18 protein-coding genes are annotated in these 14,150 nt (G+C 40.8%); 16 read left to right on the top strand and 2 right to left on the bottom strand.

The annotated features are described in order from the left end of the window. Window positions 1-64: 64 nt before the first annotated feature. Window positions 65-1,240 carry a polyisoprenyl-teichoic acid--peptidoglycan teichoic acid transferase TagV gene (gene tagV / locus NSQ83_RS18705; protein ID WP_064671519.1) on the bottom strand — a complete coding sequence of 392 codons (1,176 nt, stop codon included), beginning with the start codon at window positions 1,238-1,240 and terminating at the stop codon, window positions 65-67. Continuing rightward, the gene (locus NSQ83_RS18700; protein ID WP_003227979.1) at window positions 1,240-1,893 is read right to left on the bottom strand and encodes a YigZ family protein; all 654 of its coding nucleotides are present in this window, start codon (window positions 1,891-1,893) and stop codon (window positions 1,240-1,242) included. The genes tagV and NSQ83_RS18700 overlap by 1 nt, the downstream gene beginning before the upstream one ends. 216 nt (window positions 1,894-2,109) lie before the next feature. Between NSQ83_RS18700 and degS the strand changes: the two genes are divergently transcribed. The 16 genes from degS to flaG all read left to right on the top strand — a co-directional run bounded on the left by degS (window position 2,110) and on the right by flaG (window position 14,145). After that, window positions 2,110-3,267: a two-component sensor histidine kinase DegS gene (gene degS, locus NSQ83_RS18695; protein WP_003227983.1), complete on the top strand. Its 1,158-nt coding sequence runs from the start codon at window positions 2,110-2,112 to the stop codon at window positions 3,265-3,267. Window positions 3,268-3,349: 82 nt separating this feature from the next. After that, on the top strand, window positions 3,350-4,039 hold the full coding sequence (gene degU, locus NSQ83_RS18690; RefSeq protein WP_003219701.1) for a two-component system response regulator DegU: 690 nt from the start codon (window positions 3,350-3,352) through the stop codon (window positions 4,037-4,039). Window positions 4,040-4,136: 97 nt separating this feature from the next. Continuing rightward, window positions 4,137-4,982: a DegV family protein gene (locus tag NSQ83_RS18685; RefSeq protein WP_003244125.1), complete on the top strand. Its 846-nt coding sequence runs from the start codon at window positions 4,137-4,139 to the stop codon at window positions 4,980-4,982. Between the two features lie 105 nt (window positions 4,983-5,087). Then, entirely contained in the window at window positions 5,088-6,479 is a 1,392-nt protein-coding gene (gene comFA / locus NSQ83_RS18680) for an ATP-dependent helicase ComFA (protein ID WP_198878462.1), read from the top strand. A 59-nt stretch (window positions 6,480-6,538) separates the two neighbouring features. Beyond that, window positions 6,539-6,835, top strand: coding sequence for a late competence protein ComFB (gene comFB / locus NSQ83_RS18675; protein ID WP_015483764.1), 297 nt, complete (start codon window positions 6,539-6,541; stop codon window positions 6,833-6,835). Continuing rightward, window positions 6,799-7,521 carry a comF operon protein ComFC gene (comFC, locus tag NSQ83_RS18670; RefSeq protein ID WP_029725992.1) on the top strand — a complete coding sequence of 241 codons (723 nt, stop codon included), beginning with the start codon at window positions 6,799-6,801 and terminating at the stop codon, window positions 7,519-7,521. The genes comFB and comFC overlap by 37 nt, the downstream gene beginning before the upstream one ends. A 72-nt stretch (window positions 7,522-7,593) precedes the next feature. After that, the gene (locus NSQ83_RS18665) at window positions 7,594-8,013 is read left to right on the top strand and encodes a TIGR03826 family flagellar region protein (protein ID WP_003227995.1); all 420 of its coding nucleotides are present in this window, start codon (window positions 7,594-7,596) and stop codon (window positions 8,011-8,013) included. Window positions 8,014-8,093: 80 nt separating this feature from the next. After that, window positions 8,094-8,360 carry a flagellar biosynthesis anti-sigma factor FlgM gene (gene flgM / locus NSQ83_RS18660; protein WP_014478128.1) on the top strand — a complete coding sequence of 89 codons (267 nt, stop codon included), beginning with the start codon at window positions 8,094-8,096 and terminating at the stop codon, window positions 8,358-8,360. A gap of 15 nt (window positions 8,361-8,375) precedes the next feature. Next, entirely contained in the window at window positions 8,376-8,858 is a 483-nt protein-coding gene (flgN, locus tag NSQ83_RS18655; protein WP_014481048.1) for a flagellar protein FlgN, read from the top strand. An 18-nt stretch (window positions 8,859-8,876) separates the two neighbouring features. Continuing rightward, the gene (gene flgK / locus NSQ83_RS18650; RefSeq protein WP_003228001.1) at window positions 8,877-10,400 is read left to right on the top strand and encodes a flagellar hook-associated protein FlgK; all 1,524 of its coding nucleotides are present in this window, start codon (window positions 8,877-8,879) and stop codon (window positions 10,398-10,400) included. A gap of 10 nt (window positions 10,401-10,410) precedes the next feature. After that, the gene (gene flgL / locus NSQ83_RS18645; RefSeq protein ID WP_106073351.1) at window positions 10,411-11,307 is read left to right on the top strand and encodes a flagellar hook-associated protein FlgL; all 897 of its coding nucleotides are present in this window, start codon (window positions 10,411-10,413) and stop codon (window positions 11,305-11,307) included. Window positions 11,308-11,353: 46 nt separating this feature from the next. Then, window positions 11,354-11,929 (top strand): DUF6470 family protein, encoded by a 576-nt coding sequence (locus tag NSQ83_RS18640; protein ID WP_198878463.1) that lies wholly within the window; start codon window positions 11,354-11,356, stop codon window positions 11,927-11,929. 20 nt (window positions 11,930-11,949) lie between these two features. Continuing rightward, window positions 11,950-12,381, top strand: a complete 432-nt coding sequence (gene fliW / locus NSQ83_RS18635) for a flagellar assembly protein FliW (protein WP_003228007.1) — start codon at window positions 11,950-11,952, stop codon at window positions 12,379-12,381. Further along, window positions 12,375-12,599, top strand: coding sequence for a carbon storage regulator CsrA (gene csrA, locus NSQ83_RS18630; protein WP_015714796.1), 225 nt, complete (start codon window positions 12,375-12,377; stop codon window positions 12,597-12,599). Before fliW ends, csrA begins: the two co-directional genes overlap by 7 nt. A 144-nt stretch (window positions 12,600-12,743) precedes the next feature. Next, the gene (gene hag, locus NSQ83_RS18625; RefSeq protein ID WP_070547858.1) at window positions 12,744-13,583 is read left to right on the top strand and encodes a flagellin Hag; all 840 of its coding nucleotides are present in this window, start codon (window positions 12,744-12,746) and stop codon (window positions 13,581-13,583) included. Between the two features lie 232 nt (window positions 13,584-13,815). Continuing rightward, complete coding sequence (gene flaG, locus NSQ83_RS18620) at window positions 13,816-14,145, top strand: flagellar protein FlaG (RefSeq protein WP_015714794.1); 330 nt, start codon at window positions 13,816-13,818, stop codon at window positions 14,143-14,145. Window positions 14,146-14,150: the final 5 nt, after the last annotated feature.

The following is a 14,150-nucleotide window of genomic DNA, read 5'->3' as shown; positions in this document are numbered from 1 at the left end:
GCTTATGTGCCGGAGTTTTTTTCTGCGCAAAAATGCCCGATCCTCTAAAAGGACCGGGCATTTTTTAATAGGATGAATCAGTTGTTGAATTCGTTGTACTGTTGTTTGAGCTTGTGCTGCTGTCATTCGAATAGCTGTTTCCGCTCGTCGTCCCGTCAGTTGTTGTGCCAGTGCTGCCAGAACTGCTTGAGCTGTCAGTCCCGTCTGTTGCACTTCCGGTACCGGAAGTGCCAGTGCTTGTATCAGGAGTATAATCTAAATGCTCTTGAAGCGTTTTTCTGACTTTCTCGAGATTTGTAGCATCAGGTTCAAAGTAATATGTGTTGTTAGGCCCTAAATACAAATCAGAACCTGTAATGCTCAATGTGTCGATTTTTTTGCTGGTAAAGCCGCTGTAAATCTGCTGAAGTGCTAAACCTTCAGTAATGCGAATATTGGTTTCAACGTTTTCGCTGGCTTTTTCTGCGATTTTATCAATTTTAGCAATGTTGCTTGCACTTGACATGCGGTCAATCAGCGCGTTTAAGATTTGTTTTTGTCTGTCATTACGGCCAAAGTCTCCGCGTTTATCCTGTTTTCTCATCCGGGCATATGCTAAGGCTTCTTCGCCGTTCAAATGCATCTCGCCTTTTTTGAAGTAAATCCGTTTGCTTTCGTCTACATCACTTTTTTCATCGAAATCGAAAGGCACGTCAACATCAATACCGCCGACTTCATTAATCACATCTTTAAATCCGTCAAAATCAACTGTGACATATTTATCAATCGGGATTTGCAAGAAGTTTTCAACAGTTTCAACTGTCTCATCTTTACCGCCTTTGCTGTAAGCGGCATTGATCTTCGTCTTGCTTCCCGTTGTGTCACCAGCTAATTGCACACGTGTGTCACGCGGAATGCTCAGCATTTTCATGGTTTTATTTTTGGGATCCAGGGTAACAACAATAAGAGAGTCTGATCTCCCTTTTTGTCCTTTAGTCGCGTAATCCTCTATTCCCATAAATAAAATAGAAAATGGTTTTTTCTTCATGTCTACAACTTCGTTGCGAAGATTTGATTTATTCCCGCGGGATAGGGCATCGTACGATTCATCCGCAGCGTTAATGGTTTTATAAAGTTTATACCCGCCAAGTCCTACAACTACCAATAGTGCAAGGGCGAACAATAACATAATTCTTTTTAAAATTTTCCTGCGTTTGCTCTTTTTCTTTTTTCGCACACGCACTCTAACGCGTTCAGCCATTATTCAGTCTCCTTTATGTGATTGACGGCTTTTTCAAGATACGTCAACTCTCCCTCTTTAATATCACTCTTTCCATTTGTCAGTTCTGTCATCCATTCAGAAAAAGCGTTTGTTTCTTTTTCTTCGACGTATGTTTCGAATTCAACATTTTCTGAATAATGGATTTCCTTTAACAGAAATTGTGACTCCCTTAATTCATTTTCAATCTTGCCAAGCCATGTGTAATCTGCAGAAGTATGCATGATTCGCATAAGCTTCCGTTCTACAACACCTATATGATTTAATCCTTCAGACACTGATTTCCCATAAGCGCGAATTAATCCGCCAGCACCAAGCTTAATGCCTCCGAAGTAGCGTGTAACGACGGCGCAAGTATCCTTCAGCCTGCGTTTTTTTAAAACCTCGAGCATCGGCACTCCCGCTGTACCGCTTGGTTCCCCGTCATCATTGGCTTTTTGGATATGATCATTCTCGCCAATAACATAAGCCGAGCAATTATGAGTCGCATTCCAGTGCTGTTTCTTTATTTTCTGTATAAATTCCTGTGCCTCTTGTTCGGTAGAAACACGGCTTAAATGACAGATAAAACGCGATTTTTCTATAACAATCTCGTGTTCTCCTGCTTCTTTCACAGTAAAATAGCTGTGCAGCATGCTAGCTGACCCTCCTGCTAAGCATAAAAGACTGCCTATACAAATTCGTACAGTCTTTAGAATTTTTGTGCGTATTTTGGTATCATAAAGAGTAGATAGTATATAAAAATGTTTTTTTCTAGAATATACGCATTCTTTCATTATAATTCGACATAATTTGCAGATCAATTACATTTATAATAAAAATATATGACAACGCCGTGACGGAGGGAAATTATGAATAAAACAAAGATGGATTCCAAAGTGCTGGATTCTATTTTGATGAAGATGCTGAAAACCGTTGACGGGAGCAAGGACGAGGTTTTTCAAATCGGGGAGCAGTCACGCCAGCAGTATGAACAGCTGGTCGAAGAACTGAAACAAATTAAACAGCAGGTGTATGAAGTGATTGAGCTTGGCGATAAACTTGAAGTGCAAACTCGCCATGCGAGAAACCGTTTATCCGAGGTCAGCCGTAATTTTCATAGATTCAGTGAAGAGGAAATCCGCAATGCTTATGAAAAAGCCCATAAGCTGCAGGTAGAATTGACGATGATCCAGCAGCGTGAGAAGCAATTGCGCGAACGGCGGGACGATTTGGAGCGCAGATTGCTAGGGCTTCAGGAAATCATTGAGCGGTCAGAATCATTAGTAAGCCAAATTACAGTTGTGCTCAACTACTTGAATCAGGATTTGCGCGAAGTTGGACTGCTTCTTGCTGATGCTCAGGCAAAACAGGATTTCGGCTTAAGAATCATTGAGGCGCAGGAAGAAGAGCGAAAAAGAGTCTCAAGAGAAATCCATGACGGACCCGCTCAAATGCTGGCGAATGTTATGATGAGATCGGAATTAATCGAGCGGATTTTCCGTGACCGGGGCGCAGAGGACGGATTCCAAGAAATTAAAAATCTACGCCAAAATGTTCGGAATGCCCTTTACGAAGTGAGAAGGATTATATATGATTTAAGACCGATGGCCCTTGATGACCTAGGCCTGATTCCAACTTTAAGAAAATATCTATATACAACCGAGGAATATAACGGGAAGGTCAAAATACATTTTCAGTGCATTGGAGAAACAGAGGATCAGAGGCTAGCGCCTCAGTTTGAGGTTGCGCTCTTCAGGCTCGCACAGGAAGCTGTGTCTAATGCGCTAAAGCATTCTGAATCTGAAGAAATTACAGTCAAAGTTGAGATCACAAAGGATTTTGTGATTTTAATGATAAAAGATAACGGTAAAGGGTTCGACCTGAAGGAAGCGAAAGAGAAGAAAAACAAATCATTCGGCTTGCTGGGCATGAAAGAAAGAGTAGATTTATTGGAAGGAACGATGACAATAGATTCGAAAATAGGTCTTGGGACATTTATTATGATTAAGGTTCCGTTATCTCTTTGACTATGATTTGTAAAATAGAGCCAAAAGGCATATTGACCGAATGCTAGAGTATATAGAACAATAATACAAGGAGGCGTGGCTTGTGACTAAAGTAAACATTGTTATTATCGACGACCATCAGTTATTTCGTGAAGGTGTTAAACGGATATTGGATTTTGAACCTACCTTTGAAGTGGTAGCCGAAGGTGATGACGGGGACGAAGCGGCTCGTATTGTTGAGCACTATCATCCTGATGTTGTGATCATGGATATCAATATGCCAAACGTAAATGGTGTGGAAGCTACAAAACAGCTTGTAGAGCTGTATCCTGAATCTAAAGTAATTATTCTATCAATTCACGATGACGAAAATTATGTAACACATGCCCTGAAAACAGGTGCAAGAGGTTATCTGCTGAAAGAGATGGATGCTGATACATTAATTGAAGCGGTTAAAGTAGTGGCTGAGGGCGGATCTTACCTCCATCCGAAGGTTACTCACAACCTCGTTAACGAATTCCGCCGCCTTGCAACAAGCGGAGTTTCTGCACACCCTCAACATGAGGTTTACCCTGAAATCCGCAGACCATTACATATTTTAACTAGGCGGGAATGTGAAGTGCTGCAGATGCTTGCAGACGGAAAAAGCAACCGCGGTATTGGTGAATCATTGTTTATCAGTGAGAAAACCGTTAAAAACCATGTCAGCAATATTTTACAAAAAATGAATGTAAACGACCGGACGCAAGCCGTTGTGGTCGCCATTAAAAATGGCTGGGTAGAAATGAGATAGTATAATAGGAGACTTGCCTTTTACTAGGCAGGTCTTTTTTTAGGCTGCCGTTTCCCTTACAATAGAGTTATAAAGCAATAAGGCAGGTATCGAAGCTATGAATATTGCAGTCGTAACAGACAGCACGGCATATATTCCGAAAGAAATGCGTGAACAACATCAGATACATATGATCCCTCTCCAGGTTGTTTTTAGGGAGGAGACTTACCGTGAAGAAATTGAGTTGGACTGGAAAAGCTTTTATGAAGAAGTGAAAAAACATAATGAGCTCCCGACGACTTCTCAGCCGCCAATCGGCGAGCTGGTTGCGTTGTATGAAGAGCTTGGCAAGTCTTATGATGCGGTTATCAGTATCCATCTTTCCAGCGGGATCAGCGGAACATTCAGCAGTGCAGCAGCGGCTGATTCGATGGTCGACAATATTGATGTGTATCCATTTGACTCAGAGATCAGCTGCTTGGCTCAAGGCTTTTATGCCCTTAAAGCTGCTGAATTAATCAAAAACGGAGCATCATCGCCGGAAGATATTATAAAAGAACTGGAAGAAATGAAAAAAACAGTTCGAGCTTATTTTATGGTAGATGACTTAGCCCATCTTCAGCGCGGCGGGCGATTAAGCAGCGCCCAAGCCTTCATTGGTAGTCTTCTAAAGGTAAAGCCTATCCTTCATTTTGACAATAAGGTAATTGTGCCTTTTGAGAAGATTCGCACACGTAAAAAAGCAATTTCGCGAATTTATGAGCTTTTAGACGAAGATGCGAGTAAAGGGTTGCCTATGCGAGCTGCTGTTATCCACGCTAATCGAGAGGAAGAAGCAGCGAAAATCATTGAAGAGCTTTCTGCAAAATATCCTCATGTTGAATTTTATAACAGCTATTTTGGCGCGGTAATCGGCACTCATTTGGGTGAAGGTGCGTTAGGAATTTGCTGGTGTTTTAAATAAGGCCAAATCTCCGTTTTTAGAGCGGAGATTTTTTTATATTCTTATTTTAATAGTTGGACAGAAAATATTCATTCAGGCATACTGTTTCGAAAGGAGGCGTGCTATGTGAATGTGCCAGTTGAAAAAAACGGTTCCTTTTCAAAAGAATTGCAGCAGACGCTTCGAAGCCGTCATTTGCTCAGGACTGAGCTCTCATTTTCCGATGAGATGATTGAATGGCATATCAAGAATGGATATATCACTGCTGAAAATTCTATATCCATAAATAAACGGAGATATAGATGTAATAGGTGCGGACAAACTGATCAGCGGTATTTTTCTTTTTATCACTCATCTGGAAAGAATAAGCTGTATTGCCGTTCCTGTGTCATGATGGGCAGAGTGAGTGAGGAGGTTCCTTTATATTCATGGAAAGAGGAAAATGAATCAAACTGGAAGTCTATTAAGCTGACATGGGATGGCAAGCTTTCAAGCGGACAGCAAAAAGCCGCCAATGTTTTAATTGAAGCAATATCAAAAAAAGAAGAGCTCCTCATCTGGGCGGTTTGCGGCGCTGGCAAAACAGAAATGCTGTTTCCTGGTATAGAATCAGCGTTAAATCAAGGACTGCGTGTATGTATTGCAACACCTCGCACCGATGTTGTATTAGAGCTTGCTCCAAGACTCAAGGCTGCCTTTCAGGGTGCTGACATTTCAGCGCTTTACGGAGGAAGCGATGACAAAGGGCGGCTATCTCCGCTTATGATTTCCACTACGCATCAGCTTTTGCGATATAAAGATGCAATCGATGTTATGATCATTGATGAAGTTGACGCTTTTCCATATTCTGCTGATCAAACCCTTCAATTCGCTGTTCAAAAAGCAAGAAAGAAAAACAGCACCCTCGTTTATTTAAGTGCAACACCTCCTAAAGAATTAAAAAGAAAATCATTGAACGGACAGTTACATTCAGTTCGCATCCCCGCAAGACACCACCGGAAACCTTTACCCGAACCGCGCTTTGTATGGTGTGGAAACTGGAAGAAGAAATTAAACCGAAATAAAATTCCGCCAGCGGTGAAAAGATGGATAGAGTTTCATATAAAAGAAGGGAGGCCTGTTTTTTTATTCGTTCCTTCCGTTTCTATTCTGGAAAAGGCTGCTGCGTGCTTTAGAGGTGTTCATTGCCGAACCGCATCTGTGCACGCGGAAGACAAGCATAGAAAGGAGAAAGTGCAGCAATTCAGAGATGGTCAGCTCGATTTATTAATCACAACAACAATACTGGAAAGAGGCGTCACAGTCCCCAAGGTGCAAACGGGTGTACTAGGAGCGGAATCATCTATCTTTACGGAAAGCGCACTTGTTCAAATTGCAGGAAGAACCGGCCGGCATAAAGAATATGCGGACGGCGATGTCATTTACTTTCACTTCGGCAAAACAAAGAGTATGCTCGATGCAAGAAAGCATATAAAAGAAATGAATGAATTGGCAGCAAAAGTTGAATGTACAGACTAGCCATTATTTGAAAACGTGGTACAGTATACTCATATAACCGATGATGAGGAGCTGTAAAAATGCTTGTCAATTCAAAAGAAATCGTAATGAAAGAACTGCTCGACCGATATATGGACCAGCTTCATATGGCCTGTACTTGCCAAGTATGCCAAAACGATGTATTGGCACTTTCTTTAAACAAAGTGAGTCCATCCTACGTTACTGATCTTAAAAAGATCGCATATACGAAAGCTGAGCTGGTAGATAAACAAAAAAACACAGCAATGCTTGTCATTTTGGCTGAATCTGCTGCAGTAGTTTCAGAGAGTCCAAGCGATTTATGTCAAACGAAGCAGGAGGAGGCATTCATAAACTGATCTGTTTATTATGTGATTCGCAATTTTCTCAAGATGTTACATGGAGAGCCCTTTTTTTATTAAAGCCTGATGAAAAGGTTTGTTATTCTTGCAGAAGCAAATTAAAGAAAATCACAGGACATATCTGCCCCCTGTGCGGCAGACCTCAATCTGTTCATGCCGTATGCAGGGATTGCGAGGTGTGGAGAACAAGGATCAGAGACAGTTTGCTATTGCGTCAAAACCGTTCAGTTTACACATATAATGATATGATGAAAGAAGCGCTCTCCCGTTTTAAATTTAGAGGAGATGCAGAAATCATAAATGCATTTAAAAGTGATTTTTCTTCAACCTTTTCTAAGGTTTACCCCGATAAGCATTTTGTTCTTGTACCTATTCCGCTGAGCAAGGAACGGGAAGAAGAGCGCGGTTTTAACCAGGCACAGCTCTTGGCAGAATGTTTAGACCGGCCTTCCCACCATCCCCTCATTCGCCTGAATAATGAGAAACAGTCAAAGAAAAAGAAAACAGAACGCCTGCTGTCAGAGCGCATTTTTGATACAAAAAATAATTCAGCAGCAGGTATGAATATCATTTTAATAGACGATCTTTATACAACAGGCGCCACCTTGCACTTCGCAGCCCGCTGCTTATTAGAAAAAGGAAAAGCCGCTTCAGTGTCATCTTTTACCTTGATCAGAAGCTAAATGATTCTGTTTTTATGCCGATATAATCACTAGAAATTGACACAGGCATATTATCTAATAAGGAGAAAAAAGATGGGAGAACTGGCTAATTGTCCGAAATGCAATGCTTTATTTTTAAAAACAAAGCTGCAAACCGTATGTCAGGCGTGTATTAAGGAAGAAGAAAAATCATTTGAGACTGTCTATAAATTTTTAAGAAAACAGGAAAACCGGCAATCAACTTTGAGCCGGATAACTGAGGAAACAGGTGTGGAAGAAGAGCTGATATTGAAATTCATCAGGCAGAAGCGAATTCAGATCACTCATCTCCCTAATTTGGCATACCCTTGTGAAAGGTGCGGGACATCGATTAGAGAAGGAAAATTCTGCAAGGCTTGCCAGTCCGATATTAAGGATCAAATGGATCATTTGAACCACGAGGATGCTTTGAAAATCGAGAAAGAAAATAGTAAAAAAGACACATACTATGCCTATAATACCAAAAACAGCTGATTCCCTAAACTAACTGAAAACGCAGTCGATAAAAGGGTTAAGATTGTTTAAAGACTGCAACGGAAAGCGAGAGGAATCCTATGAAAATCAATCAATTTGGAACACAATCCGTTAATCCATATCAAAAAAATTATGATAAGCAAGCGGTGCAAAAAACTGCTGCACAGCCTCAAGATAAAATTGAAATTTCATCACAGGCTAAAGAAATGCAACATGCATCCGACGCAGTCACTGGTTCACGACAGGAAAAAATTGCGCAGCTTAAAGCGCAAATTGAAAACGGGTCATACAAAGTAGACGCAAATCATATTGCGAAAAATATGATTAATTTTTATAAAAAGCAATAAAAAAGGAGAAAGCCCATGTCAGCGAAGGCAATTATTGAACAATTGAAGCGACTTTGCGTTCTGCATGAGCACCTGCTCACGCTGTCTGAAGAAAAGACGGAAGCGCTCAAAGCCGGCAAAACAAAAGAGCTTTCTAACATTTTGACAAAAGAGCAAAAATATATTCAAGCAATCACGCAGACAGAAGATGACCGGATCAAAACAACTTCGGCCTTTCTCGGATATAGCGAAAATAATACCATTTCCGCATGTATCGCCAAAACCTCAGGCAGTGAAAAGGAAGAGCTGGAACAACTATACGAATCTCTTTCTCAAGTTCTCGGACGTCTGAAAAAAGTAAATGAGATGAATAGGCAGCTGACAAGAGACGCGCTGCAATTCATCTCTATTTCGTACGATATGCTGGTTCCTAAGGAAAATAACTTCAATTACAGCAAATCAATTAAAGCTGAGCTGCCGAAAAGCAGCCAAATGAAACTGTTTGATTCAAAAGCTTAGCAGAAAGGAATTCAGAAAATGACATCTACCTTTATGGGGCTTGAAACTGCAAGGCGGGCGTTAAGCGCTCAGCAGGCAGCTTTAAGCACTACTGCCAATAACGTGGCAAATGCCAATACTGATGGTTATACAAGACAGCGGGTCTCATTGGAGGCAACCGACTATTTCCCTGCTGTATCTAAAAACGCAGAAAAAACAGCGGGACAAATGGGTACGGGCGTTCAAGGAAAATCAGTTGAGAGAATAAGAGATATCTTTCTTGACTACCAATACCGTCTTCAAAACAACAGTGCCGGATACTATGACACGAAGGCCAAAGCGCTGTCCCAAATGGAAGGCGTTTTAAATGAAACGGATGACAGCGGCTTGAACAGTGTGCTCAATTCGTTTTGGAATTCTCTGCAGGAATTATCGAATAATACAAATGAAGAAAGTGCACGTTCTGTTGTTGCTCGAAAAGGACAAGCTGTAGCTGAAACGTTTAATTATATTTCTGAATCACTTACAAATGTCCAATCGAATTTAAAAGCAGAGCTAAATACAACTGTGTTGGATGTCAATTCTCTGCTTTCTCAATTAAACAGTTTAAATAAGCAAATTGCACAAGTAGAGCCGGTCGGGCTTCTTCCGAATGGTTTATATGACCAGCGAGATTTGCTGATCGATAAATTATCCTCAATGGTTGATATCAAAGTCAGCTACAACAAATCAGGCGGGAATGCACTTGCATCTGCTGAAGGAACTGTATCAATTGAAATCCTTGATAAAAATAAACAGTCGCTAGGAACTGTTTTGGACGGTAAAAATTACGAGGTTTCAGAACTTGCAGCCAACTATGATAATGAAACTGGGTTAGTATCAAGTATTTCAATCGGGGATACAGCTGTGCAGGCGGAGTCCTTTAGCAGCAAGGGATCCCTTTTAGGATTTATAGAGTCTTACGGGTATATAACAGCAGACGGCCAAGAAAAGGGCGTATACCCGGAAATGCTTTCTGATCTTGACAATATGGCGCTTGAATTCGCGAAAGCTTTCAATGAAGTGCACAGAAATGGTGTGACCAAGAGCGGTGAACAAGGCGGAGACTTTTTTGATTTTACTGGCGGTGAAACTGAACCTGCCAAGGGCGCGGCGGGCAAGATCAAAGTGGCTGACAGCATAATAGATTCAAAAGGCGCAAACATTGCTTTCTCACTGACTGGTGCAGCCAACGATAACGCAAATGCTACAAAATTAGCAAATGTTTTAACCGGTAAAATAACCATTAACGGTAAAGAAACTAGTGTTTTAGATTATTATGCGGGTCTGATTGGCGAGCTAGGGATCGAAGCTCAAGAGGCTAATCGACTGGCGTCTAATACAGAAACACAGCTAAATGATGCTGACATAAACCGTCAGCAAATGAGCGCAGTTTCTTTAGACGAAGAAATGACGAATATGATTCAATTCCAACATGCATACAATGCAGCTGCAAGAATGGTGACTTTACAAGACGAATTACTTGATAAAGTGATCAACGGCATGGGTGTTGGAGGAAGGTAGGTAGAGTCACATGAGAGTAACACAAGGCATGATACAGCAAAACTCACTGAGATATATCGGTTCGAGCTACTCGAAGCTGGATAAACTCCAGTCGCAGATTTCTTCAGGGAAAAAAATCTCAAAAGCTTCCGACGATCCTGTAGTAGCAATGAAAAGCTTAAAGTATAATACGCAACTGTCTCAAGTGCAGCAGTACAAAAGCAATGCTTCTCAAGCCTTTACCTGGCTCGAAAACACAGAAACAAACATTACAGAAGGAATTGACATCTTGTCAAAGGTCAGAGAATTAGCGGTTGAAGCTCAAAATGATACAAACGGCGAGTCGGAGCGGCAAGCGATTGGCGTAGAGGTAAAGCAGTTAAAGGAACAGCTTTTAAATATTGCGAATACACAAGTGAACGGCAGATATATCTTTAATGGCACAAATTCAGATAAGCCTCCGGTTACAGATAACGGAGACGGAACTTATACAATTTCTGATACAGCTGATGTCGTAGTCAATATATCAAATAATATGTCATTGAAAGTGAATTCAGATCCAAAGTCAGCTTTTGGAGGCACTTCTGAAAGCGGGCAGAATGTATTTGAAATGCTTGATTCTTTTGAGAAAGCACTAAATTCTGGTTCGCTAGATGGCATGGACAGTGTTTTAAATGATATTGATCATTTTTCTGACGGCATGAGTGCTGAACGATCTGATCTTGGAGCGAGATATAATCGTCTTGAACTGGTTAATACAAGACTGTCAGCGCAAGAAGAAACAGCTACCAAAGTGTTATCAGACAATGAAGATGTAGAACTGGAAGAAGTAATAACTGAATTTATTGCGCAGCAAAGTGTGCACAGGGCTACTCTGGCCGTTAATGCGCAAATTGTTCAGCCTACATTGATTGACTTTTTAAAGTAAGCGGCTCTCAGGAGTTCGCTTTTTTTATAGTTCAGGAGGTAGAGTGATGCAGATTCCCAGATTGATTATGCATAGTGTTCAAGGAAAAATTGGTTTAACAACGACGCCTGCCAGCTTAAAAATGGAGCAGCCTCAAGCTGATCTAGAGATCGAACAGCCGAGTGCGGAAATGGAAATATCGGTGACACCTGGAAAACTCACGATTGACCAGACACAAGCATGGGAAGAATTAGACAGAAAGCATGTTTTCAAGAGAATTGAAGAAGCCGCCCAACAAGGGCATGAGGATGTAATGAAGGGAATAGCGCGCACGGCAGAAGAAGGCGACGAGCTTATGAGAATTGAAAATAAAGGGAACCCAATCGCTTCGCAAGCAAGGAGGAACTCTGAGATGCACCAAATTCAATTAGGCGAAAATTATGCTCCTTCTCTATCTAGGGTGAAAATACAATATACTCCGTCACAGCTTGATGTTCAGATTACGCCGCGAAAGCCTGTTATTCAAGCTGAGCCGCATAAGCCAATTGTTGAATATACGCCAGGAAATGTTAAGGTTGACATGCTCCAATACTCTGATTTAAATATAGATGTAGAATACCCGAAAGAATCACCCGAAAAGTAAAAAGAAAAGGATCGTGAACAATGATCATTCATACGAAGTACCATGGCCAAATGAACATAAAAGAAGAACAAATCATTCTTTTTGAAAGCGGGATTCCAGGCTTTTTAGAAGAAAAACAATTTGTCATACTTCCGCTTTCAGAAGACTCTCCATTCGTGGCACTGCAGTCCGTCACTTCAGAAAATCTTGCGTTCATCGTTGTAAGTCCGTTTATCTTTTTTAAGAATTATGAATTTGACCTTGATGAATCAACTGCTGAACTTTTGGATATCGATAATATTCAAGACGTAGAAGTCATGACAATATTGACCATGGCAGAGCCATTCGAAAAATCTACTGCTAATTTATTGGCTCCCATTATTGTGAATCGCAAGAACATGATGGCTAAGCAAGTCGTTTTACACGACTCCTCATATACGACAAAGCATCCGATTGGAGGAGAATCATGCTAGTTTTATCGCGGAAAATAAGCGAAGCGATTCAAATAGGTGCTGATATTGAAGTAAAAGTGATTGCGGTTGAAGGGGATCAAGTGAAGCTTGGAATTGACGCCCCAAAGCATATTGATATTCACAGGAAAGAAATTTACTTGACCATTCAGGAAGAAAATAATCGTGCAGCAGCGTTATCCAGCGATGTGATCTCCACATTATCCTCACAAAAAAAGTGAGGATTTTTTTATTTTTGTATTAACAAAATCAGAGACAATCCGATATTAATGATGTAGCCGGGAGGAGGCGCAAAAGACTCCGCCAGTTACAAAATAAGGGCACAAGGACGTGCCTTAACAACATATTCAGGGAGGAACAAAACAATGAGAATTAACCACAATATCGCAGCACTTAACACACTGAACCGTTTGTCTTCAAACAACGGTGCATCACAAAAAAACATGGAGAAACTTTCTTCAGGTCTTCGCATCAACCGTGCGGGAGATGACGCAGCAGGTCTTGCGATCTCTGAAAAAATGAGAGGACAAATCAGAGGTCTTGAAATGGCTTCTAAAAACTCTCAAGACGGAATCTCTCTTATCCAAACAGCTGAGGGTGCATTGACTGAAACTCATGCGATTCTTCAACGTATGCGTGAACTTACTGTTCAAGCAGGAAACACAGGTACACAACAAGCAGAAGATCTTGGTGCAATTAAAGATGAAATGGATGCGCTTATTGAGGAAGTTGATGGCATTTCCGATCGCACTGAATTTAACGGTAAAAAGTTATTAGACGGATCTTCCGCTACTACTGGATTTACATTCCAAATTGGCGCAAATGCAGGCCAACAGCTTAACGTTAAAATCGCTGACATGGGAGCAGCTGCTCTAGGTACTACTGTTACAGTTGATAAACTTGACGTAACAGATTTTGCTACTACTTCTTTTGACAATCAACTAAAAGGTATTGATGAGGCTATTAACGCAGTGTCAACTCAACGTGCTAAACTTGGTGCGGTACAAAACCGTCTAGAGCACACAATCAACAACTTGAGCGCTTCTGGTGAAAACCTGACTGCTGCTGAGTCTCGTATCCGTGACGTTGACATGGCTAAAGAGATGAGCGAGTTCACAAAGAACAACATTCTTTCTCAGGCTTCTCAAGCGATGCTTGCTCAAGCAAACCAACAGCCACAAAACGTACTTCAATTGTTACGTTAATTTTAAAAAAGACCTTGGCGTTGCCAGGGTCTTTTAATTTATATTTCTATCTCCGAATCATTCCTCATCCTGTCACTAACTCATGATATAATAACCGGATTCTCCACTAACTTTTTATAAATGTATTTCCAAACAAGAAATCTAAAACAGAAGATTTTTTTCCAAAAATATGTGTAATCTTATCTCCATTTAGTCGATATAAACGATAGATTGGGGCATAGGGGATGATCAATTGAACATTGAAAGGCTCACTACGTTACAACCTGTTTGGGATCGTTATGATACTCAAATACATAATCAGAAAGATAATGATAACGAGGTTCCTGTTCATCAAGTTTCAGATACCAATCTTGCTGAAATGGTGGGGGAAATGAACAAGCTTTTGGAACCTTCGCAAGTTCATCTGAAGTTCGAGCTTCATGACAAGTTAAATGAATACTATGTAAAGGTAATAGAGGACTCTACAAATGAAGTGATCCGCGAAATTCCACCAAAACGGTGGCTTGATTTTTATGCGGCTATGACTGAATTTCTTGGGTTATTTGTAGATGAAAAAAAGTAGAATAG

The organism is Bacillus sp. PS217 (assembly GCF_037963535.1).
GTDB lineage: Bacteria > Bacillota > Bacilli > Bacillales > Bacillaceae > Bacillus > Bacillus subtilis.
This window is presented reverse-complemented; position numbering and strand designations above follow the sequence as displayed.